The sequence below is a fragment of the Fluviispira multicolorata genome (assembly GCF_009208585.1).
GTDB classification, from domain to species: domain Bacteria; phylum Bdellovibrionota_B; class Oligoflexia; order Silvanigrellales; family Silvanigrellaceae; genus Silvanigrella; species Silvanigrella multicolorata.
This window is the reverse complement of the sequence record NZ_WFLN01000004.1, coordinates 108,824-131,269: the sequence shown is the minus strand read 5'-3', so window position 1 is coordinate 131,269 and position 22,446 is coordinate 108,824. Positions and strand designations below refer to the sequence as shown.

General features: G+C 31.9%; 19 protein-coding genes and 1 tRNA gene. 8 read left to right on the top strand and 12 right to left on the bottom strand.

From position 1 onward, the window contains the following. Nucleotide 1 precedes the first annotated feature (1 nt). From GCL57_RS00665 to ccsA, 4 genes are read right to left on the bottom strand one after another with little or no spacing between them, the layout of a single operon-like run. The gene (locus GCL57_RS00665) at nucleotides 2–1,093 is read right to left on the bottom strand and encodes a hydroxymethylbilane synthase (RefSeq protein WP_152211328.1); all 1,092 of its coding nucleotides are present in this window, start codon (nucleotides 1,091–1,093) and stop codon (nucleotides 2–4) included. A gap of 60 nt (nucleotides 1,094–1,153) precedes the next feature. Further along, nucleotides 1,154–2,542, bottom strand: a complete 1,389-nt coding sequence (hemA, locus tag GCL57_RS00660; RefSeq protein WP_152211327.1) for a glutamyl-tRNA reductase — start codon at nucleotides 2,540–2,542, stop codon at nucleotides 1,154–1,156. After that, entirely contained in the window at nucleotides 2,539–3,594 is a 1,056-nt protein-coding gene (locus tag GCL57_RS00655) for an asparaginase (protein WP_161597522.1), read from the bottom strand. The genes hemA and GCL57_RS00655 overlap by 4 nt, the downstream gene beginning before the upstream one ends. Nucleotides 3,595–3,617: 23 nt before the next feature. After that, nucleotides 3,618–4,469 carry a cytochrome c biogenesis protein CcsA gene (gene ccsA, locus GCL57_RS00650; protein WP_152211325.1) on the bottom strand — a complete coding sequence of 284 codons (852 nt, stop codon included), beginning with the start codon at nucleotides 4,467–4,469 and terminating at the stop codon, nucleotides 3,618–3,620. A 116-nt stretch (nucleotides 4,470–4,585) separates the two neighbouring features. Here ccsA and GCL57_RS00645 point away from each other — a divergent pair, with 116 nt between their 5' ends. Beyond that, nucleotides 4,586–4,969: a J domain-containing protein gene (locus GCL57_RS00645; protein ID WP_152211324.1), complete on the top strand. Its 384-nt coding sequence runs from the start codon at nucleotides 4,586–4,588 to the stop codon at nucleotides 4,967–4,969. 10 nt (nucleotides 4,970–4,979) lie between these two features. Further along, nucleotides 4,980–6,458, top strand: coding sequence for a M20/M25/M40 family metallo-hydrolase (locus GCL57_RS00640; protein ID WP_152211323.1), 1,479 nt, complete (start codon nucleotides 4,980–4,982; stop codon nucleotides 6,456–6,458). On the opposite strand, the gene GCL57_RS00635 is transcribed toward GCL57_RS00640, so the two are convergent. Further along, nucleotides 6,455–7,591: an outer membrane protein assembly factor BamB family protein gene (locus tag GCL57_RS00635; protein WP_161597521.1), complete on the bottom strand. Its 1,137-nt coding sequence runs from the start codon at nucleotides 7,589–7,591 to the stop codon at nucleotides 6,455–6,457. The genes GCL57_RS00640 and GCL57_RS00635 overlap by 4 nt on opposite strands. 213 nt (nucleotides 7,592–7,804) lie before the next feature. Between GCL57_RS00635 and GCL57_RS00630 the strand changes: the two genes are divergently transcribed. Next, on the top strand, nucleotides 7,805–8,356 hold the full coding sequence (locus tag GCL57_RS00630; RefSeq protein WP_211363197.1) for a phospholipase D family nuclease: 552 nt from the start codon (nucleotides 7,805–7,807) through the stop codon (nucleotides 8,354–8,356). 34 nt (nucleotides 8,357–8,390) lie between these two features. On the opposite strand, the gene GCL57_RS00625 is transcribed toward GCL57_RS00630, so the two are convergent. From GCL57_RS00625 to GCL57_RS00610, 4 genes are all read right to left on the bottom strand, one after another. After that, the gene (locus tag GCL57_RS00625) at nucleotides 8,391–9,248 is read right to left on the bottom strand and encodes a hypothetical protein (protein ID WP_152211321.1); all 858 of its coding nucleotides are present in this window, start codon (nucleotides 9,246–9,248) and stop codon (nucleotides 8,391–8,393) included. 177 nt (nucleotides 9,249–9,425) lie between these two features. After that, the gene (locus GCL57_RS00620) at nucleotides 9,426–10,271 is read right to left on the bottom strand and encodes a ribosome-recycling factor (protein ID WP_152211320.1); all 846 of its coding nucleotides are present in this window, start codon (nucleotides 10,269–10,271) and stop codon (nucleotides 9,426–9,428) included. A 33-nt stretch (nucleotides 10,272–10,304) separates the two neighbouring features. Next, nucleotides 10,305–11,372 carry a hypothetical protein gene (locus GCL57_RS00615; RefSeq protein WP_152211319.1) on the bottom strand — a complete coding sequence of 356 codons (1,068 nt, stop codon included), beginning with the start codon at nucleotides 11,370–11,372 and terminating at the stop codon, nucleotides 10,305–10,307. A 152-nt stretch (nucleotides 11,373–11,524) separates the two neighbouring features. Further along, nucleotides 11,525–12,193, bottom strand: a complete 669-nt coding sequence (locus tag GCL57_RS00610) for a lysophospholipid acyltransferase family protein (RefSeq protein WP_152211318.1) — start codon at nucleotides 12,191–12,193, stop codon at nucleotides 11,525–11,527. 157 nt (nucleotides 12,194–12,350) lie between these two features. Between GCL57_RS00610 and GCL57_RS00605 the strand changes: the two genes are divergently transcribed. From GCL57_RS00605 to GCL57_RS00590, 4 genes are all read left to right on the top strand, one after another. Beyond that, the gene (locus GCL57_RS00605) at nucleotides 12,351–13,889 is read left to right on the top strand and encodes a TPR end-of-group domain-containing protein (protein WP_152211317.1); all 1,539 of its coding nucleotides are present in this window, start codon (nucleotides 12,351–12,353) and stop codon (nucleotides 13,887–13,889) included. Nucleotides 13,890–13,952: 63 nt separating this feature from the next. Beyond that, a complete protein-coding gene (locus GCL57_RS00600) occupies nucleotides 13,953–15,773 on the top strand; it encodes an acyl-CoA dehydrogenase (RefSeq protein WP_152211316.1) in 1,821 nt (606 codons plus the stop codon). A 362-nt stretch (nucleotides 15,774–16,135) separates the two neighbouring features. Further along, nucleotides 16,136–17,719, top strand: a complete 1,584-nt coding sequence (gene pckA, locus GCL57_RS00595; RefSeq protein WP_152211315.1) for a phosphoenolpyruvate carboxykinase (ATP) — start codon at nucleotides 16,136–16,138, stop codon at nucleotides 17,717–17,719. A 38-nt stretch (nucleotides 17,720–17,757) separates the two neighbouring features. Continuing rightward, nucleotides 17,758–18,753 (top strand): 2-hydroxyacid dehydrogenase, encoded by a 996-nt coding sequence (locus GCL57_RS00590; protein ID WP_152211314.1) that lies wholly within the window; start codon nucleotides 17,758–17,760, stop codon nucleotides 18,751–18,753. 24 nt (nucleotides 18,754–18,777) lie between these two features. Here the strand turns inward: GCL57_RS00590 and GCL57_RS00585 are convergent, their stop codons facing one another. After that, nucleotides 18,778–19,941, bottom strand: coding sequence for a glycosyltransferase family 9 protein (locus tag GCL57_RS00585; RefSeq protein WP_152211313.1), 1,164 nt, complete (start codon nucleotides 19,939–19,941; stop codon nucleotides 18,778–18,780). 342 nt (nucleotides 19,942–20,283) lie between these two features. Between GCL57_RS00585 and GCL57_RS00580 the strand changes: the two genes are divergently transcribed. After that, nucleotides 20,284–21,477, top strand: coding sequence for an O-antigen ligase family protein (locus GCL57_RS00580; RefSeq protein WP_161597520.1), 1,194 nt, complete (start codon nucleotides 20,284–20,286; stop codon nucleotides 21,475–21,477). A gap of 2 nt (nucleotides 21,478–21,479) precedes the next feature. On the opposite strand, the gene GCL57_RS00575 is transcribed toward GCL57_RS00580, so the two are convergent. Next, nucleotides 21,480–22,151 (bottom strand): O-methyltransferase, encoded by a 672-nt coding sequence (locus tag GCL57_RS00575; RefSeq protein ID WP_161597519.1) that lies wholly within the window; start codon nucleotides 22,149–22,151, stop codon nucleotides 21,480–21,482. Between the two features lie 168 nt (nucleotides 22,152–22,319). Continuing rightward, nucleotides 22,320–22,395: transfer RNA gene (locus GCL57_RS00570), tRNA-Phe, on the bottom strand. Nucleotides 22,396–22,446: the final 51 nt, after the last annotated feature.

The window sequence follows — 22,446 nt, the reverse complement described above, 5'->3', positions numbered from 1 at the left end:
TTCAAAATTTAATTGAATTCACTTCACTGACTTCAGCAAAGTTATTTTTTAATAATATACTGTGAATTTTTTGAGCAAAAACAGAAGAGCAGAGCTCTTTAAAAAAAGAAGAATAAATAAACTGATTTTTTTCAAAAATTATTTTAAGTTGATCCATATCTTTTTTATTTAAAATAATTTTTGTTTCACACGATTTTCCATCACGTGCACAGATAATAAATAAAGAGTACTCATTTAAATGAATACCAATTGAAGAATGGCAATCTCCATCTAGTAAAAACAAAACCAACCGCTCCACAGCTGCATACAAAGCAGTTTTATGGCAACACAATTGTGCAATTTGTTCTTTTAAGTCTTCATTGGTATCTGCTATCTCAACTGCAATAACACCTTGAGCAGTGGCAGGAATAAAGGTCTCCAAAGGGAGAGGAAACATATCACTATTTGATAAAAGTCCGAGACGCTCAAGGCCAGCTTCAGCTAACACAATAGCTGCAAATTCATTATTACGTAGGCGCTTGAGTCGCGAATCTACATTTCCACGCAAAATCTGTAGATTGAGATCTTTTTTTATATACTTTCTAAAAAGCATTTGTCTTCTAGAACTTGTTGTTCCAATTACATTCTCACAGAATTTAGAACTCGACAACAAGAGTGCTTTTAGTTCTTGGAATGGTAATTTTTTAAGATCAGAATCTGATTTTTTATCTAAACCCAACTGTTCAATAACCATGGGAGAAAGTATTAAAAAATCGCGTGCACCAGCCCTTGGTAAAACCGACACAATACTTAATCCATTTGTTTGAGTTACAGGAAGATCTTTCATACTGTGCACAGCAACTTGTGCCTGCCCATTTAAAAGTGCTTCTTGTATTTCTTTAATAAAAAGACCCTTACCTGTATTTAAATGATTTTGTCCGTCTGAATTAAGATGTACATCAGCAAGTTGAGATTTTTGCATTTTATCCCCTGTTGTTACTACAGGGAAAATCTCTGCATTTAGACCTAAATCAACTAATAATTTTTGAGTTGTAAGCGCTTGCCAAAGAGCTAAAGGGCTTTTTCGCGTTGCAATTTGAACGACTGAATTCATAAAAATAAAAACTTTCTTTCAGAATTAAATAATTTTAAAAAATTTCTTATCTAAAATTATTTAAATTCCTCCTGCTTTTGCAGATGGTTTAATTGGTAGTTTTACAATATTATCTTCTTTTTGAATATTTTCTGGTAATAACGGTTGTTCTGACAGACGAAATAAAAATTCTAGAAGATCTCCTACTGAATTGTCATCGCCATCCACTTTTATATTATTTCTTGCCAGCAATGCTGTATTAGATACTATTTTTTTGGCAATTGCATCAGAAACAACTGATTGATTAACAACTTTACCATTATTAATATCTCTAATATAACGTGACAATTCGTAATCTGTAACATTTTTAACCCAACTGTGAAAACGACCTACATTAGCAAGATTTTCTTTTTGTTTACAGAACAAAATAAAATCACGAACTTCTTCTTCAATTATTTTTTCAGCTTGTTGTGCCGCCATCCGTCGATTTTGTCTATTTTTCTCCATCACGGAATCGAGATCATCGACATTAAATAAGAAAAGATTATCAAATTCAGAAACTGTAGGATCGATTTTTCGTGGCACACTGATGTCAACCATTACAGAAAGTTTTCCATGCCTTTTTTTTGAATAATCTTTTAAATGATTTTTTTCTATAATAAAATTATTACCAGAAGCAGCAGCTATACAAATATCAAACTCAGAAATTCGTTGCAGAGCATCATCCAATTCAAGCGGCCAAGCTTCTCCCAATTCAAGAGCAAGTTTTTCTGCTTTTGCAAAAGTTCTATTAGCAATATAAACACTTTTGGCATTGGAAACAATCAGATGTTGAGCTGTAATACGGGACATTTCGCCTGCACCAAAAATAACAATTTTTTTATCTTGTACACCATCAAAAACACGCGAAATAACGTCGATAGCAGCATGTCCAATAGATATGCCATTGCGGCCAATTTCTGTTTCAGTTCGAACTTTTTTAGCCACCCGAAAATTACGGCTAAAAATAGCAGATGCTTGATTTTGAGCAGAACCAAATTCACATGCTCTTAAATAAGCATCTTTAACTTGTCCTAAAATCTGGGACTCGCCAAGTACTAACGAGTCTAAGCTTGTTGTTACTTTATATAATGTTCGCAATGCATCTGCATCAAAGTCAATATGCAGAAATTTTTCAATATAATCTTTTGAAAAACTTTTGCTTATTAAATTTAAATTATTATTATAAACACTTAAAAGTTCTGAAAAAATATTTATAATTTGATGTTGTGAAATAATTCCAAAGAAACAAATATCAAAGCGATTGCAAGTACTAATTATAACAAATTCAATTGTCTGTAATGGAGATATTTTTTGCAAAATATACTTTATATTATCCAGAGAACCCACAGAAGCCCATGCCTCTCGCATTTCTACGGGACATGTTTTAAAATGAGCTCCACTGTATGCAAAAAATTGCGATTGCTTCATTTTCTTGTTCCTATATCTTCTTTATTCTTAGAAACAGGAGTGCATTCAAATGCAAGTGGTGTTGCAAAAAATTCATGTCTTTTTTCAAAAGAGATTTTTCGTCCAAGCATAATCATTAATTTTACGCTTGCAGCTTCAAATGTCATATCTAATGCAGAAATAACACCTAAATCAGAAAATATTCTACCATTTTCATATAAATCTAATGAAACAGCTCCAGATTCACATTGGGTAGACATCACCACTGGTATTTTTTTAAGTAAGGCTTTTTGACAAAGATTAAGCCAGTTTTTTTCTGTTACGGGCAGATTTCCTGATCCAAAACCCTGAACAATCAGGCCCTCTATTGAATTTAAGAGTGATTCAATAAATGAATCTGAAGGCATAACACCAGGAACACAAAGCAGTGATGCAATATTACTATTTGAATTTGTATTTACCACTGGCATATGTCTTTTTGCAAAAGGAATTATTGAATTTAAAATTTTTCGCTTGATTTTAAAGTTTACTCCCAAACTTCCAATAACAGGAGCATTATAGCTTTTAAATGCGTAAAGATGTTCGTTGCTGTATTTTGTGACACGAGTTGCTCTGTGTATTTCACTGTCAAAACAAACCATCACTTCAGGTATTCCACGGGTGGCAAGCTCCACAGCATCGATAATATTCACACGAGCATCTGAGCGCATTGCGCTGATTGGGCGTTGAGAACCGGTAAAAACAATGGATTTTGTTAATCCTTGCAAGATAAAAGCCAATGCTGTTGCACTAAAAGCCATGGTATCTGTGCCATGAATAATAACAAATCCATCAAAATCATTCCAATCTTCCTGAATGGCATTTGCAAGCAAACACCAAAGCTTTTGATTTGCATCGGAAGAATCTATATTACAAAGAATTCTTAATTCGATTTTTGCAAGAGAAGGCAACTCGGGCACGCGCTGCAAAAGATCTTCTAAAAAATGTGGGGATTGCTTTTGAGCAGCCAAGGTATCACCCAATGCCATTCCAAAAGTTCCTCCAGTATGATAAATAAGAACTCTTTTCTTCATAAGTAACAATATTCTTTCTACTTTTAAAAGTACTGCCAAATCGTTCCAAATAAACCAATAAGCAATAATAGCATCCCAAAAACTGTAAAGCGTGCTCCTTTGCGACCCCGCCAACCCCACAGACTCCTACCAAAGATGGTCATCACATACCATCCCCAAACCAAAAACGCCCAGAGTATTTTAATAATCCCAACTTGCACAGTCACTTTACCGATAAAAATCAAGGCCAATCCTGATAACAAACTAATAGTTATAAAAGTCAAACCAATAAGTGAAGAACGTTCAACCAGTTTTTCAAGCGATGCAAGACTGATAGGTGAAGATACTTTTCCTAATTTTTTTTGCTTTAATTTTCTATATTCTCTCAAATATAAAAGAGATGCACAAAAAGCGGCGACAAAAATTGCTTCTCCCAATGCAGCCGTACCAATGTGAAGAAATACCAACCAATCACCTGATGCCGCATTGTAAAGAGGTGTGGGATCGAGAAAAGGAGTTATCGTTGCAAATAAAAATGTCAGTGCACCGACAAGAAATGAAAATGCAGGTAAACCCTCTTTTCCTCTATCTACGACAATAACGGCAACTGACAACACAAGACATATTACGGTATATACTTGTGTTGTTAAAGAATTAACTGGAAAGATAAATTCGAGAGTTCCATATACGATTGTAAAAGAAGTTGCTAATAAAAAGAAAGCACGTGCTAACAAATGAAATTTTTCAGAATGTGGTGCATTTCTCGATTTTAAAATGAGTGTGTAAGCAAAACTCAAAACAGCAAACCCATATAAAGAACTCATTCCAATACGTGCAATCGTTTCTAGCATGAATATATTACGGAAAATGTTTTCTTGAATTGTCAGATTCTGCATGTCATTATCCAAACTCTGTGCTTTAAGCGTGAGTGGCAGGACCCCTTCCTCCCATTTAACCAGCGTAAGAACACTGAAGTCAAATTGATATATAACAGTAGGTGAATGTTTCCAACATGGGCAGCAATTTTATCGATGACGAATCTTTTGAAGAAAAAAGAATTGAGTTAGAGAAGAAAAAACAAAAAAAACTTGAAAAACAACTTCGACTGAAACAAAAAGAAGAAATTATTCAAGAGTTACAAAAAATAAGAGAAGACAAAAATATAAATAATCACAGCTTTGATATTTGTTTAAAGAATTCGAATAAATTTCCAAAAGGAACTTTAAAGTGGGCTTTTGAGTTTTTAAGTTCAAATGAAAAATCTGAATTTGAAGAAGTGAGAAAAGTTTATTTGGAACGTGCCCGACTTTGGCATCCTGATAAAAATAATGTTACAAATCAAGAAGCAATGCAATATTTAAACGAAGCGTGGCAAATAGTTAAAAAAAGTAAATAAGGAATTCTCTATGAAAAGTATAAAACATCTTCACTCCCCAACATGTGGATGTAAAAATGAGAAAGGTGAGCCACTCTTTTTAACAACCCCAACTCAAGTAACACAAAAGGCACTTGATTATTGTGAAAAAAATATTGAAAAAGAATTAAATCGTTTAAAAAAACTAGTGAAAATTCCAAGTGTAAGTTTAGCAAGTTTTGACGAAAATGAAGTGAAACACAGTGCTGAAGCTACAGCTGAAGTTTTGCGAAGTGCGGGGCTTGAAAAAGTGGAATTACTTGAACTTGGTAAGGGCATACATCCCTATGTCTACGCTGAATGGATCCACAAACCCGATGCACCTACTTTGTTACTTTATGCTCACCACGATGTTCAGCCCCCTGGACGTGAAGACAAATGGAAAACAGATCCTTTTAAACCTGTTGAAAAAAATGGCCGCCTGTACGGAAGAGGAACAGCAGATGACAAAGCAGGAATCATCGCCCATTCTGCAGCAATAGCTGCTTATTTAAAAACCGCAGGAGAATTACCTGTTAATGTAAAAGTTCTTATTGAAGGAGAAGAAGAAATTGGTAGCAATAACCTTGCTGCATTTGTCCGTCAGCACAAAGCAAAATTAAAAGCTGATGGAATTATTGTTACCGACTGTGTCAATGTTGACTCAGGAATACCAAGTATCACGACCGCGCTCCGTGGTTTAGTTGCTGTAGACATTGAAGTTGATGCTCTTGATCATCCTGTGCACTCTGGACTTTGGGGAGGAATACTGCCAGACCCTGTTTTTGCTCTCACAAAAATACTTGCTACTTTATGCGATGAACAAGGGAACATAGCTATTAAAGGGTTAACCGATAATGTTCTTCAACTTACAGAAGAAGAACGCAAAAATTTTGCGAAATTAAAATTAGAAAATATTGCAAGAGGAGCAACTGGCTTATTAAATGGACTCCCCTTTACTGCACAAGAAAAAGATTTTGCAGAGCGTCTTTGGAGACAGCCATCATTAAGTATAAATGCAATTCAAAGTGGCAGTAAAAAGCTTGTGAGTAATATTATTCAAGACGCTGCATGGGCAAGGGTTTCTATTCGAATTGTTCCAAATATGAAGCCTCAAGAAGTTTTAGATATTTTAACAAAACATATTAATGCTGTTTGTCCGCAGGGTTTTCGTCTTAAAGTAACAACAGAATCTGCTAGCAATTGGTGGTCAATTGCAGATCCCAAAGCAGATGTCTATCAAATTGCAGCTCGTTCATTAGAAAAAGGTTATGGACATACAACACAATTTATTGGCTGTGGTGCAAGCATTCCATTTGTCCAACCTCTATCCGATGAATTTGGATCTATACCCGCAATTCTTGTTGGAGTTGAAGATCCTTATACAAATGCACACTCCGAAAATGAAAGTTTATTGTTATCCGACTTTAAAAAATCTCTATTTGGGCAAATTCATATGTTGCAAGACTTGGCTAAATTTAAAAAAGTTTAATACCATGGGGAAGGTAAATAATTTATTTTATTTTGAATTGCATAAAGTTTATTATCAAATGAACCTATATATATTTGCCCATTCTTTCCAAATACAGGGTTAGTATAAATATATCCACCTAATTTATATTCCCAGTTTTTAAAACCTTCTTTTGATATTTCATATAAATTTTTATCAAATGAGCCTATATATATTTGCCCATTTTTTCCAATAAGTGGTTTCGAGTAGATAGAACCTCCAGTCATAAAATCCCATAATTTCTTTCCATCAGGAGACAGTGCATAAAGTTTTGCATCATATGAAGTAAAATAAATAGTTCCATCGTCGGCAACAGTTGCCGATGCATGCACACTTTTATCTGCTTCATACTCCCATTTCTTAGTTCCATCTTCATTTAATGCATACAATTTATGGTCATAAGATCCAAAATAAATAGTTCCATCTTTTGCAAATACGGGTGAAGAGTAGACCATACCATGAGTTGCAAATTCCCACTTTTTTGTTCCATCTGGATTTATAGCATAAAGTTTATAATCATTAGAACCTATGTAGATTGTTCCATCCTTACCGATTGCTGGTTTTGCTGAAAAAATAGGTCCACCCGTTACAAATTCCCACTTTTTTATCCCATTCGGATTTATGGCATAGAGCTTATGATCGTTAGAACCGACATAAATCGTACCATCCTTAGAAATAACTGGGCTCGAATAAACTTCGTCTCCAGTTGCAAATTTCCACTTTAAATCCCCATGTGAATAGAGAGCATAAACATTATTGTCTAATGATCCAAAATAAATAATTTCATCTTCTGAAATTGAAGGAGTTGAAAAAATATCTCCCCCAGTTTGAAAACTCCAAAAAATACTTCCATATTTTGATATTGCATATAAATTTTTATCTTTTGATCCTACATAAATATTACCATGCTGATCTACAACTGGATTTCCATAAAGAGCACCACCAGTTGATACGCTCCATTTTTTTTGTGGTTGAGTTGGAAAATAATGCTGTTCTATATAATTATAATTTTCACTGATATCTAAAATTTTTTCATTTGCAAATGAAAATAATGGTTGAGAAAATACAAATAAAAAAGTACATAAAGATACATTTAATTTAGAAAATTGATTCACTTTAAATAACCCCGTGTAAAAAATTTGACAGAAAAATGAGTTAACAAATATTCAAATAAATTCCAAGCTATTAATTCTTTTATAAATATTTTTTATACGCTTATTTTTATTGCATAAATCTTCCTTGTATTTATTTTTTAAATCATGCGCTTCTTTACTTATGTGAATGGTTAGCTTATAAAAAGATGAACAAAAAAAAGAAAGGTAACAAATATGTTCAATAATAAAAAAAGTAAATATTTTATTTATGTTTCATTCTTAGTTTTTATGAATCCATTAAATGCAAGTTCTTTTAAAGATGCGCCCTATAAGGTTTGCTTCACACCGGGTTCTGATTGTGCTCAAGAAATTGTGAATGAAATTGATTTAGCTAAAAAGAGTATCTTCGTCCAAGCTTATTCCTTTACGAGCGCACCCATTGCCAAAGCAATAGTCAATGCAAAAAAACGGGGGGTTGAAGTCAATGTCATACTAGACAAAGGACAATTCTCACAGAAATATTCTTCAGCTAAGTTTTTACAAAACCAAGGAATACCTCTTTGGAAAGATTCAAAACCAGCGATTGCACACAATAAAATTATAATTATTGATACGAAAACAGTTATAACGGGAAGTTTTAATTTTACAAAAGCTGCTCAAGAAAGAAATGCCGAAAATGTACTTATTATCTCTGACGCGACTTTAGCAAATAAGTACAAGGAAAACTGGGATAAAAGACAATCAGCATCAATAAAAGAATTGCCTCAATCGGAAGATATAAACTGATTGAGACTTTTTATTTATAATGATTTTAAAAAAATTAATTTTGCAAAATTCCACTAAAAGAACAATTTTTATTTGTCTTTACATATTTAAATGCTGAATTTTTTGGATCTACTTTATAACGATAACCTGTGTCAAGTGCTTCCTTAAGTAAAGCTAATTGACAAGTGTCATTCTTTTTCTTGTCATCAAAAGATACAGTAATATCTGAATTAGTATCTCGTTTAATTTGCAAATTAATGAGCTTATATTTTTTTATAAAATTCATAAATGAAAAAAAATCTTTCTTAAAAACAATATTCATCATATTATTTATATCTTCAATACCTAAGTTTTCCGCTGTTTTTAATTTTTCAACATAATTATTGCGCTCAATTTTTCTGTCATAGTTTAAGAAAAAATCAATTTTATTTAAAAATTGTACGATATAGTCTCTTGCCATAATACTATCAGTAAATTTGAAATTTACTGTATTTTCATCCACATTTTCAATATTTTCATAAACAATATTACTTATTAAATTTTCATTTGCTGAAATAAAAATATCATTTTTAAGTTCTTCAGAAAAATTTATTATTGAATTTTTCAATAAGGTCTGATCGAAATGGAACTGACTGAGTCTAAAATATTTCCCAGAGGAATTTCTATTGTTAAAACTTAATTTTCCTGAAGAAATAATTGCACCTTTGTCATTTTTTAGATTAACCACACAGTCTTTTTGCAAATTATCTTCACATACGACTTCAGTATGCTTTATGTTTGATTTTAATTCATTAAACATCTTCGCATTATGTGAAAGTCCTGAAGTATCAATTATTTTATTACTCTTCCCACAACCAACGAGCGATAATATTGGGATACAAAAAGTCAAAGCAATTATATTTTTACAATGCATAAGATATTGTCCTTAAAAAAATTGTTTTGGATAAACTTATTGTGACTTTATTTATAACAATTTTTTATTTTTTTTTAAAGACAAATCTTAAAAAATATTTTTTAATACTTCATAAAAATAATTACTATTTTTATGAAGAAAAAGAAATCTATTATAATAATTTGAATAAATCATTCATTAATTTAAATAGATTTTACCGCGATAAACATTTTTAGAACCGTTTTTTTCAATAAAAGGTGCGTATATTATCTGCTTACTTGAAGTGCCATCATCACCTAATAAATGAATAGATATAGAGAAAGAATTAGGTTCATTTATTTTAATTTTCTTGAAAACATTAAAATCATTATTAAACTTTTCTTTTAAAACATCATTTAACTTTTTAATAGTATTATCAAATATATTATCAAAATCATTATTTACATTAAAATCTCTATCATCTTCAAAATGTTTTTTAATTAATTTTTTAATTTCATCTTTTTGTCTTATAATATTTACAATATCAAATTTCCCATTGTAAATAAATTTCTTTAATAATTCAGTAATTAATATTTTATCTTCGTTATTTAAAACTTTATTTGAATTTTCACTCAATATTTTAGAAATTAAATTATAAGTACTTTCAGCAAAATCTTCGGGACTCATATTGATTTTCAAATTATCTTCATCATTATTTGAAAATGATACTTTCGAAAAGAAATTATTTAAAAATTCAGAAAATTCATCTAAAATTTTAATTTCATTTTCAGGTTCTATATTTGATTTCATTATTTCAATGAGCTCTTCTTTAAAATTAAGATTTCGAATAATATATCTATCACTTGAAAATCTAATTACTCCAGAAGCCAAATCTATATTATCATTTTTAAAGCTCATATCACATTCTTTATTTGAGTTATCACACCTAAATTCAATTTCAGGGTTTGAATATGAAATGACTTTTTTTGGTTTAACTTCACTTCTATCTCCACATGAACTCACAAAAACCATGGCTAAAGACATAACAAATGGCTTAAATTTCATTACTACCTCTTATAAAAAAATATCACTATAATCTTAGAGTATTATTACTCTAATAGCCCCAATTTCATCGTAGGATATAATCATTTCCTGGTCTGAATTCTTGTAAATTTTGAAATTTATCTTCACAATATAATCTATTATTTTATTTAAATTTACAGCATATTTTTCATCAATTAAATTTAAAATATCTGATATTTCATAGTAACTATTCGAATTCATATTATTCAAAAATGAAGTTATTTTCGAGTAATTATTATGCTCCTTAAAAACTGATAATAATTTTAAAATTTCATTTGATTTACTTTTAAAATCAATTTTAAACTTCAGATTATACTTTTCATTATTTGATATTGTAACATAAGGTAAAAATATTTTTATATATTCAAAATATTTAGAATCTATATTCTCTTTATAAAAATCACTGTCTATATCTTCCATTAACTTGCCATAGAAAATTTCGTCAAATTGTAATAACTCTATTATGTAATCATTTTCATTCAATATAAGGCTTCCATTTAGTAAATTATTATCCAAAGATTTCAAATAAAATTTATATTTATTTTTATCTTCTTTAGAGTTTTCAATCAAAGCTTCTATTTCTATTTTTAATCCTTTTTCATTAAGAGAAGATGAGCTCCACTTAATTCTATTAAACTGTAAGCCAAAATCATTTTTTATAGAGATATCTTTACCTAATGAGAATGGATCTAAGGAATCTCCACTAAAACTTAACGAATTATTCTTAGATTTTGAATCATTCCAATTAAATTTCAAAGAGTAATCCTGTAGATTATTACAATCACAAGGTAAGTCATTACAATTATAAATTAATTTATTCCGATTATAATTTGGATCATTACAGTTATAGGAAAAATTATTCTTATTATAGGCAGGATTCTTACAATTACTGGAAAAATGATTATTACAATATTGTTTAACGCTCAGTTCATTTAAATCCTTATTTTTTTTATTTTGTTCATTATACGAATGATAGTTAAGCCTCTTATCTTCAGCTCGCAAATGCTCAAAATTTATATCAGTTGCTAAACAATTATTAAAAAAAATAATTGGAGGAATAATACATAATGCTTTAAATTTCATAAAATATCTCTATATAAAATATTGATTTTTTAAAAATCGGGTACAAAAAAATAAGTTTAATGTTTTTAAAACAAAAAGTCAAATAGTAAAAAATACATTATAATAATATAAATTTAAAATGTTATTTATATTAACTTATTTCTCAACAATTCTTACTTTAAATATAATTTTTGAAAAACTTCTTCTGATCTTTTTTGCACTAAATTTAATATAAAAAACTCATAATGTTCATCAGAACTTAAATTAATTTCATCTTTTTCTGGAAGTTTTTCAAAAAAGACTTCAATTTCACTAAACGGTAACGGAATAAGCATCTTATCCCATGAGTTGACTCTCATTGCACGGGGGTAGCCAAAAATTCTTCCTCGAGTTGAATGTGCGTGAATTAAAAAAAGAGGTCCATTCACTACCCGCGCACAACCCACTAAACCTCTTTTTGGGATAAGTGGAGGCCCCTTAGGACCATCAAAAGCAATTCCTAAACTTTTCCCTTGCTCACCTGCTCTTTGCATTTCAAGCAAAGCTTTACGCCCTCCTCGACTAGAGGAGCCCCTAATCATTTCATACCTTCTTTTAAGCAGTAATTTTGAAACAAGTTCTCCATCTTTGCTCAGACTTGCCACAAGAGCAACATGAGGTCTTTCTTGTTTATCTACCCCTACAAAGCAAGCCAAAATTGAATTGTGCGGGCAGCAAAAAACAGCATTTCGACCAGACTTCCAGACAGCTTGAATTTCATTAAAACCATTGAGTTTAATACGCACAGTTTTCAACAAAAGAAGATAGTATAAATAGCCTACATAAAATAAAAAAGTCCGCATAACACCCTTAATTAACCGTAAATACAGAAATAAATAAATATTTAATTACAAAAATAACCTTAAACCCACTTCTCAATAATTAAGAAAAAACGTCGATATCCAGTCTAGGTATCACCACTTCACAACATACAAGCACTAGGTTGAGGAAGGTCACTCTTTGAAAAATAGGGTTCTTACCATAACACTTTACGGAAGTCTGCTTTGCAATAGCTTCATAGTCTATGGGGATGAAGGATCGTTATCAATCTCTCTCAAACATACAAAAGAGAACGACTTAAAAGTTGAATCCTCAACAAAATTATATCTTGCAGCAAAAAGAATAATTGTCGATTCCCTCCCCGGTGAGCAAATTAAAGCTGAAAAACTATTGATTGAAAGCATTCGCCAAAACCCAAAAAATATCAATGCTTATGTTGCACTCGCAAAATTAATCCAAGCACAAGTCGCTCAAGGAAATAAATATCCACAAGAACTACATAAAAGTATAATGCTTATTAATCAAGCTTATGAAATTGATCCTGATCGACCAAAAACACGTTTTGCCAGTGCGGACATTCTATTTTATACAGGACAAGTTAAAAATGCGGAAGATTTATATTTAGACACCTTAACACGTTATCCAAATCACAAAGACACTTTTATTGAAAAAACAAGAATTTTCTCTGAAAAGAACCCACAAGAATCTATTAAAAGTGCAGAATTCGCTTTAAAAAGTGGAGCTTCAACAGATGATATTTCTCAATACGTAAGTTCAGCCATTATTCGCAGCACAAAAAGAGATGAACTTGGATTAACCCTGAAAAATTTTGCCAAAAAATATCCTGACAGGTGGATTTGGCATAAGGCAGCTCTTGCTTATGCTAATAACAGGAATTATAAAGAAGCAACTTATGCATTTGAAAAGGCTATATCTCTCGGCAATGATGTTGAATCACGACTTCAACTTGCTGTAATGCAATATACTATTGAAAGTAAAAATAAAAAAGCAATTGATAATTTAAACTTATTAATAAAGATTTTAGGAGAAAAGGAATATATTTCCACTTCAGCTTATTCTTTAGTTTATGCTCATCTATCATTAGCTTATTTCAGAGATAAGAAAAAAGAAGAAGCAGCTATTGCTGCTACATATTCAGCAAAATCAAGTGGAGAAAGTAAGCAATTTTATAAATCTCTCGTTTCTGAATATAAAAAAATAAATGCGTTATATATTCTTGATGATTCTTTAAATTATTTAATGAGAGAAGAACCCTCCTTTGAACTTCCCTACGTTGTTTTTGCAGAAATAAACAGAAATAACAAAAAATATTCAAATGCAATAGAAATGTACGATAAAGCAATTTCATTAGAACCAAAAAGGGATGATCTCTTTGCAGAAAGAGCAATTACATATTATAAAAGCTCCAGTTACGATAATGCACTTGAAGATTTCGATTCTGCCTTAAAGTTGCGTCCACATACTGCAATTTATATTTATAACAAAGCATGTATGCTCGCACTTTTAGGAAAAAAAAGCGAAGCACTTAAAATGTTAAAACTCGCTTTTATGGAAGATAAAAAATTAATTGAGCTAGCAAGAGTTGATGCTGATTTTGCATCAATAAAATCGGACACAGTGTACTCTTCTCAGTTTGCTTCACTTATTTTAGAGGATTTTGATGAAAAATGGAGCGTGACAGAGTCGAATTCACAATAATGTTTATCTATTCATTTTTTATATATAAGAAAATGAAATTTTATTTTTCTAGGAGAAAAACTCATGGCTGCAAACAGTTCATTTATGGTAGACAGAAGAGAAATTGAATTTGTATTATTTGAATATTTACAAATTCAAAAACTTTTCGATATTCCACATTATTCTGATCACTCGATAGAGTCAGTTGGTGAAATGCTCACCTCAGCAATTTCATTATGCAATCAACATCTTGGACCATTAAATAAAGTTGGTGACAGAGTTGGATGTGTGCACAATAAAGAAACAAAAGAAGTAACAACCCCTAAAGGAACTAAAGAAACTTATAAACAATTCGTTGATAATGGTTTCTTAACTTTATCTGATACCGAAGAAGCTGGTGGCATTCAAGCGCCAAGTGTTGTTGCCGCTGTTTTTATGGAACTTTTTTCAAGTGCAAACCAAGCATTTACAATGTATCCAGGGCTTACAAAATCAGCTTCCCATGTGCTTTACCACTTTGGTGAAGAATGGATGAAAAAAACCTGTGTTCCAAAAATTGCTTCAGGCACTTGGACAGGCACAATGTGTCTAACAGAACCCTCTGCAGGGAGCGCCGTAGGGGATCTAAAATCAACCGCAAAAAGAAATAAAGACGGCAGTTTTAAAATCAAAGGGGTTAAACAATGGATTTCGGGAGGAGAAAATGATTTTGCAGAAAATATTCTGCATTTGGTTTTAGCGCGCATTGAAGATGCTCCCCAAGGAATTGAAGGCGTGAGTTTATTTTTAGTCCCCAAAAAACGCTTTGATAAAATCACAGGAAAAATCACTGGTAAAAATGATCTTTATTGCATTTCACTTGAAGAAAAAATGGGAATTCATGGTAATTCAACCTGCCTTATGGGTTTTGGGGACAAAGATGACTGTGAAGGATTCCTCATTGGTAAAGAAAACCATGGGATTCACTACATGTTTTTAATGATGAACGAGGCACGCATAGGAGTGGGTTTGCAGGGATTGGCTCAAGCTTCTGTGGCTTTTTTAAATGCCGAAGCTTATGCAAAAGAACGCATACAAGGAGTTGATATTACATCAAAAAAAGATGCTAAAAATCCTCCTCGCATCGCCATTGTCAACCATCCTGATGTTAAGAGAATGCTCCTACGTCAACGAAGTATTGTGGAAGGCATTCGAGCCTTAAGCTATACAACAGCATTAATGCATGATGAATCTGAACATTCGCCTGATAAAGAAAACAAAAAGAAATGCCAAGGGTTTCTTGAGCTTTTAACTCCAATTATGAAAGCTTGGGCAACTGATATGGGTTTTGCTTCAATTGTTCAATCTATTCAAACCTATGGAGGTTATGGATTTACAAAGGATTATCCTGTAGAACAACTTCTACGTGATTCAAAAATTGCTTCTATATACGAAGGGACAAATGGCATTCAAGCATTGGACCTTGTTGGCAGAAAAATGCGTATGGAAGAAGGAGCTATCTTTATGGGATGGCTTGAAAGACACACAGATTTCATAGAGAAATACAAAGAGCATAAAACCATTGGAGGAGAAGCGGCACTCCTTGAAGAATATATTGCAGGACTTGCTGAAGCAGCAATGCATATGGGTGAAGTCGCAAAAAAAGGAGATAGAAAAGCAGCGATTGTAAATGCCTATCCTTTTTTAATGGCACTCGGCCACACAATAATAGCAGGATTGTTGCTTGAACAAGCCGTTATTGCCTCTGAAAAGCTCTCAGGTAAATTGTCAGCAACAGACAAAAGATTTTATTCAAATAAAATAAAAACTGCAAAGTTTTTCGCACATCATGTCTTGCCAGAAGCAAAGTCATACTTAGCTAACGTAACTTCTGCAGATAATTCTTGTCTTGAATTTGAATTTTAATATGATTCTACTCTGCTTGCATCTTATTTGAAATAGAATAAGATGCTTTTTTATTTTTTTAAATAAATTAAAAAAAAATATTACAAACCATACCCAAAATGTTTATAAAATAACAAAATAATTAATTTGACGCAATTTTAAAAACAATCTATAAAGCAAAGAAGTAAGAAGATAAAAATTCTTACTTCTTTGAAAATATTCTTTTAACGCACGTTAAATTTTGAGTGAACTCTTTTCTCAAAAGAGCGCACCAAAAATAAAAATAAATTATAAATGCTTATTGACAACTATTCATTTATCGCTTAAATATCATTATGTTAAAAAAGAGCTATCTATTTTATAAGAAAAGGAAATTCAACATAATGTTAAAAAAATATGGTTTAGTACATAATAAAATTTATCATAACACATCTATTCCTATTATTTATGAACACTCTATTCATTTTGAAAATAATTCTTTTCTTACCGATTCTGGCGCTCTTGTTGCATTTTCAGGTGAAAAAACAGGTAGAAGTCCTAAAGATAAAAGAATTGTAAAACATCCTGAAAGCGAATTAAATATCGACTGGGGTGAAGTCAATATCGCACAATCACAAACTTCATTTGTTGCTTGCAAACAACGGGCCCTTGATTATCTCTCTACAAAAGAAAATTTATATGTTGTTGATGGCTATGCAGGCTGGGACAAGTCTTATCAAATAAAAGTACGTGTAATTTGTTCCCGCCCCTATCATGCGCTTTTTATGCACAATATGCTAATACGTCCAACTCCAGAAGAACTCAAAAATTTTGGCGAGCCAGATTGTGTCATTTTTAATGCAGGAAGTCATTGTGCAGATGATCATGCAGAAGGGATGACCTCAAAAACAAGTATATCATTCCATTTTGAACAAAAAGAAATTGTTATATTGGGCACCGACTATGCAGGAGAAATGAAAAAAGGCGTCTTCACTGTCATGAATTATCTCATGCCAAAGAAAAAAGTCTTGTCACTTCATTGTTCCGTTAATGAAGGAGCACAAGAAGGTGATATCTCAATTTTTCTCGGACTCTCTGGGACTGGAAAAACAACTCTTTCCGCCGATCCAAATAGAAAACTAATTGGAGATGACGAACACTGCTGGTCTGACAGTGGTATATTTAATATCGAAGGAGGATGCTATGCAAAATGTGATCATCTCTCAAGAGAAAAAGAACCTGAAATATTTGGAGCTATAAAATTTGGTACCTTATTAGAGAACATTGTTGCCGATCCAAATACGCGCAAGGTTGATTATTCTGACTTATCAATAACTGAAAATACACGTGCTTCATATAAAATTGAATATATTGAAAATGCAAAAATACCTTGTACAACAAATCATGCAAATAATATTATTTTTCTCACCTGTGATGCCTTTGGAGTGTTGCCTCCTGTAAGCTTATTAACACCTGAACAAGCAATGTATCATTTTATGAGTGGATACACTGCAAAAATTGCTGGCACTGAAGTTGGAATTAAAGAACCTAAAGCTACCTTTTCAGCATGTTTTGGAGCTCCTTTTATGGTTTGGCATCCAATAAAATATGCCGAATTATTAGCACAGAAAATGCGTGAACACTCCACACAAGCATGGCTCGTCAATACAGGTTGGACTGCTGGTGGGTATGGAGAAGGAGAAAGAATTTCATTAAAATACACACGCAGTATTCTCAATGCAATTCATTCTGGCGAGCTCATAAATGAAGGATTTGAGAACTTTGCTGTATTTAACTTTAAAATTCCGCGCCAAATAAGAAGTATTCCAACACAAATATTAAACCCAAGAAATACTTGGAGTGATAAAAATAATTATGATTTAAATAGAATAAAAATAGCAAATATGTTTATTGATAACTTTAAAAAATTTGTGCAAAAAACAAGTCAAGATGTTTTGAAAGCAGGACCAGACATTGAGTGTAATTAAGTATTTAATTTTTAAATTTCTGCAGATAAGGGATCAGTGTGAATGTCATTGTGTTTAGTACCCATAGTTATGAAAAGAAATATTTTGAGGATATCAACAAATTTTTCCATCATAATATTAAATTTCTCGAACTTCAATTAACTGCAGAAACAGCCTCTCTAGCTAAAGGTTATTCATGTGTTTGCGCATTTGTTAATGATAAAATAAATAAACAGACTATCGAAGCACTTTCTGAATTCGGCGTGAAATTGATTGCCTTGCGCAGTGTTGGCTTTAATCATGTCGATCTTAAAGAAGCTAAAAAACATAATTTAACCGTGGTACGTGTGCCAGAATACTCACCCTATGCTGTTGCAGAACACTCCATTGCACTTTTACTTTCCCTCAATCGGAAAATTCACAAAGCTTATAATCGTGTTCATGAATTTAATTTTTCCTTAGATGGTTTAACTGGTTTTGATCTCAATAAAAAAACTGTCGGAATTATTGGCACTGGCCGTATTGGAATGGCAATGGCAAAAATTATGAATGGATTTGGCTGTCAAGTTCTTGCATATGATAAATATCCTAATAATACTAACGAAAATATAACATATGTCTCTTTAAATGATCTCTACCAATATTCTGATATCATTTCTTTACACATTCCATTGAGTAAAGATTCATTCCATTTACTCAATAAAGAATCATTTTCCAAGATGAAAAGAAACGTCATTATCATAAATTCAAGTCGCGGAGGATTAATTGATAGCAGGGCGCTCATTCAAGCTCTTAAAAGAGGAGTTATAAAAGGAGCAGCTTTAGATGTTTATGAGGAAGAGGAGAGTTACTTTTTTTCAGATTTCTCTGAAAAAGGAATCGACGACGATATCCTTGCAAGATTAATTTCATTCCCAAATGTTTTAATTACGGCACATCAAGCTTTTTTAACTCATGAAGCTTTGACAGGAATTGTCAACACAACTCTACAAAATATTCTTGATTTTGAAAATGATATTAAACTTATTAATCAAGTACAAATAAATGAAAATTAAGATGAATTCTTTCTTAATATAAAATCATTTTAATATTAAATTATTTGCCACATTAAACACATCCTTTATTGATAAATCTTCTAAACACTCTCGACGAATAAGTTTACAAACATTTGACTCGCACTGAATACATCCCGTAGTTCTCTGCAGAGCAAGATGCATTTCTTTATTTGGATGACACCAACTCGTTGGAGAAGTTGGTCCATGTAACTCTAAAGTTTTTGCACCAGCAGCAACAGCAATGTGACTGAGTCCGTTTGAGTTTCCTATCCATATTAAAGCATTTTCTGATAAAAATGCAGCTTCACGAAGAGTAAAAAGAGGTGGAAAAAGACTGAGCTCAACTGATATATCAGAAGCTTTTAATTTTTCTTGTAAAGCAGTATGCATTGAATAGACATATTCATTTTCAGATGGTCCCCAAAGCCAAACAACAGGACATTTATGCTTTTCAATCATTTGCAAGGCTAAATTTACATAACTCTCTGCTGGCCATCTCCGAACAGAACGTCTGTGAGTAGGACTCAAAAGAATAAAATCAAATATACGACATTTCTTATTAGATAAATGTTGTGTATTTGATTCTGAAAATTTCATTTCACTCTGATTTAACCATTCTATCACTTTATCTTTATTTATGCTTGAAATGGGAATCTTTGGATACAATTTTAAACAATCTTCTATTTTTAATTCAATTCCCAAAGGTTTTAATAAATTTAATCTTGCATGCCCAAGATAACCTTCATTTAAATCTTTGCGATCAATAAGATGATTAAAAGCTAAATTTCTTATTGGGTTTGTAGCAAAACTAATTCTTATCGGAGCTCCCGTAAGAAATGTAAGCAAAGCCGTTCTTGGGTTATTCATTGCATCTATTACAATATGATAATTTTGCTTTCTCATTTTTAGCAAATGGAAAACATTTGAATATAACAATAAAATATTTCTCAATATAACTTTTAGAATATCTTTTTTCTCTGTTTTATTCTTCTTTAAAACCGGGTAATAAAAGAGATTATTTAAAAATGGATTCTGCTCAAGAATTTGTTTAGCCATAGGATGACTCCACCAATCAATTTGCGCATTCGGGTATTTTTCTCGCAAAACTTGAGCAAGAGGAGTGCCCAATAAAACATCACCCAGTTGCCTAGGCAATACAATTAAAATTCGTTTTTGATTGATATTCATTGGATTTTAAATCCTCCACAGCATAGCATTAAAATCAAAAGAGGCTTAACATGCAAATATAAAAACTCAAAACTCGTTTTTGCGTGCTTTTGCATCAGAATAGGAATTTATTAAATGATCTTAAGCTCTTTATTCTTCTTACTCCCCTTTTTCCTATATCTCGGAATTGCAATTCAAGGAGCTGGTTTCTATTTATGCTGTGTTTTCGCACCCTTTGGCTATTACCTTTACAAGAGCAAAAAACTGTCACTTTTTTTTATTAAAATCAGTATATTACTAATTTTACTACATATTCTTTTTCCTGCTTTTAATTTCATTACCTATTACTTTCAAAATAAGGCAATGCCACAATCTATTTATAACTTACAAGAGAACCTTAATCATATTATCGATAGTAATTTTCCTTCTTCATTCTTTTTTGCAGGCAGTATTTCAATTATTTTTATCTTAATCTCTCGTATGACTCCTTTCAAAAAAATATTTAAAGGGAATAAAACCAAAACCAATCAAAAACCAGCTGAAATAAACCCTCTTAAATATTTTATTGCAGGCCTGTTGCCCGCTTCTCTGTTATTTTGTGCAATTCTTATTTACCAACATTATACAGGTTTTGAACTCCGCTCCCACGTAAAATATGGTCTCCAATTATCAAATGATAATTTACTACAAAACGGTACTTTTCGGGTCTATGGCTTCTACGGACATCCACTCACTGTGGCAGCCATTGGCTTAGCCTATGCTGTTTTTAGCTGGACACTTCTCTGGATCTTTATTGCTAAAAGAAGTCAATCGAGATTTTATTTTATTCCATTTGAAAAACATAAATATATTCCACTTATTTATTTATGCTTAATAACAATTGCAAATACAATTTCTGTCATTTTAAGCTCTGGTCGCACTGCTACTATGATCAACTTTCTAATATTAATAGGAGTGCCTGCATTTATATGCTTTAAACGCAAACCTATTTTTACAATACTCGTGACAATTTTTATTTCTATATCTAGCTTTTTTATTGCAAAAAAATATGGAGTTATTGAAAGAATTGACGTTACTGCAAACTCTATTTTAAACTCACGCACCCTTGAAGATGGAAACAATCGACAGTATTTTTGGGAAGTTTACACACAAATGTTCCTAGATAAACCAATAGTTGGCCAAGGGAGTGTTTGGATTGCACATGGCGTGCGAGAACAATACTATGATAAACTTGGATATGCCCATATCACTCAAAAATTTAATGCACACAATAACTATCTTGAAATTTTTGCTTCAGTAGGAATAACTGGAGCGCTGTTAATTATATACTTTATTTTTATGATTTTAAGTATTTTAAAGAAAGAGCTACAGACACAAAAAGACAGCTCGATTTTTTTATTTACCACACTCATAGTTACATTAACTGCAAATATATTTCATGCTACCACTCAAAATGTTTTTTTCGACTCTTCATTCATATATATTATTTTATCGCTTATTTATGTTATTATATGGCATATTATTGATAAAAATATGGTTAATAATAAAAAAGAATAAACTTATTTTTTTATAGCTACCATCATACCTTCGCCTGTCGGTAAAAATGTTGTAACCAATCTTTCATCCTCAACACATTTTTTATTAAATTCTCGCATTGCTAAGACAAGATTTGCAAGATCACCATTTGGTAAATCTTGTTCGCCAATATATCCAAAAACAAAAACATTATCAGCCAATAGAAGACCACCTGAACGTAAATTTTCAATAGCCCAATCAAAATAATTTGGATAATTTGCTTTATCAGCATCGATGAAAATAAGGTCAAAAGGGCCTTTGCTATTTATACTTGGAAGCGTCTCAAGCGCCTTGCCAAAAACAATTTCAATCTTTGATGAAAGATTCAACTCAGCAAACACTTCACCCGCAACCTGAGCATGATGCTCACTCTGCTCAAATGTATAAAGTTTTCCGTTGGCGGGAAGTGCTTTAGCAAGAAAGATGGCTGAATACCCACAAAGAGTTCCTATTTCAACAATTTTTTTTGCTTGCACAGAACGTGCTAAAATTTCGAGACAACGGCCATCTGTTGGAATGACCTGCAAAGGCGGAGTTCCTCGCTTTTTTGCAATTTGTAAAGCAAGCTTGAGGTCAGAGCAATCCTCTATTTTAAGAAGACCTTCAACATAACTTGCAACGGATTGTAAAAGATTGGAATAAGATTTTGGTCGCATTGCATATCCTATAAAAAAAACAAAAACATCAAACATGCTTTGAGGAGCTAAAAACAAATAGATTTTATCAAAAATAAATCTAATAGTTTTATTTAAATTGAGCTCTTAATCTTAAAAAATGAGAAAAACAAGGAAAAAAAGAAATGAATAAAGAGGATAGGTAAAAGATGGTGGCACCTCCCGGAATCGAACCGGGGACACGTGGATTTTCAATCCACTGCTCTACCAACTGAGCTAAAGTGCCAACCCTTGGTAGGACAGTGACTAATACACGAATGCGATTTGAGTCAAGCAT

Bases quoted from the DNA above. Each gene is read 5' to 3' on its own strand.
- GCL57_RS00630 (WP_211363197.1), top strand. From the start codon at position 7,805: ATGTTCAATAATAAAAAAAGTAAATATTTTATTTATGTTTCATTCTTA.
- GCL57_RS00625 (WP_152211321.1), bottom strand. From the start codon at position 9,248: ATGCATTGTAAAAATATAATTGCTTTGACTTTTTGTATCCCAATATTA.
- GCL57_RS00655 (WP_161597522.1), bottom strand. From the start codon at position 3,594: ATGAAGAAAAGAGTTCTTATTTATCATACTGGAGGAACTTTTGGAATG.
- GCL57_RS00580 (WP_161597520.1), top strand. From the start codon at position 20,284: ATGCCACAATCTATTTATAACTTACAAGAGAACCTTAATCATATTATC.
- GCL57_RS00645 (WP_152211324.1), top strand. From the start codon at position 4,586: ATGGGCAGCAATTTTATCGATGACGAATCTTTTGAAGAAAAAAGAATT.
- GCL57_RS00575 (WP_161597519.1), bottom strand. From the start codon at position 22,151: ATGCGACCAAAATCTTATTCCAATCTTTTACAATCCGTTGCAAGTTAT.
- hemA (WP_152211327.1), bottom strand. From the start codon at position 2,542: ATGAAGCAATCGCAATTTTTTGCATACAGTGGAGCTCATTTTAAAACA.
- GCL57_RS00640 (WP_152211323.1), top strand. From the start codon at position 4,980: ATGAAAAGTATAAAACATCTTCACTCCCCAACATGTGGATGTAAAAAT.
- GCL57_RS00665 (WP_152211328.1), bottom strand. From the start codon at position 1,093: ATGAATTCAGTCGTTCAAATTGCAACGCGAAAAAGCCCTTTAGCTCTT.
- pckA (WP_152211315.1), top strand. From the start codon at position 16,136: ATGTTAAAAAAATATGGTTTAGTACATAATAAAATTTATCATAACACA.
- GCL57_RS00600 (WP_152211316.1), top strand. From the start codon at position 13,953: ATGGCTGCAAACAGTTCATTTATGGTAGACAGAAGAGAAATTGAATTT.
- ccsA (WP_152211325.1), bottom strand. From the start codon at position 4,469: ATGCAGAATCTGACAATTCAAGAAAACATTTTCCGTAATATATTCATG.
- GCL57_RS00585 (WP_152211313.1), bottom strand. From the start codon at position 19,941: ATGAATATCAATCAAAAACGAATTTTAATTGTATTGCCTAGGCAACTG.
- GCL57_RS00615 (WP_152211319.1), bottom strand. From the start codon at position 11,372: ATGAAATTTAAAGCATTATGTATTATTCCTCCAATTATTTTTTTTAAT.
- GCL57_RS00620 (WP_152211320.1), bottom strand. From the start codon at position 10,271: ATGAAATTTAAGCCATTTGTTATGTCTTTAGCCATGGTTTTTGTGAGT.
- GCL57_RS00610 (WP_152211318.1), bottom strand. From the start codon at position 12,193: ATGCGGACTTTTTTATTTTATGTAGGCTATTTATACTATCTTCTTTTG.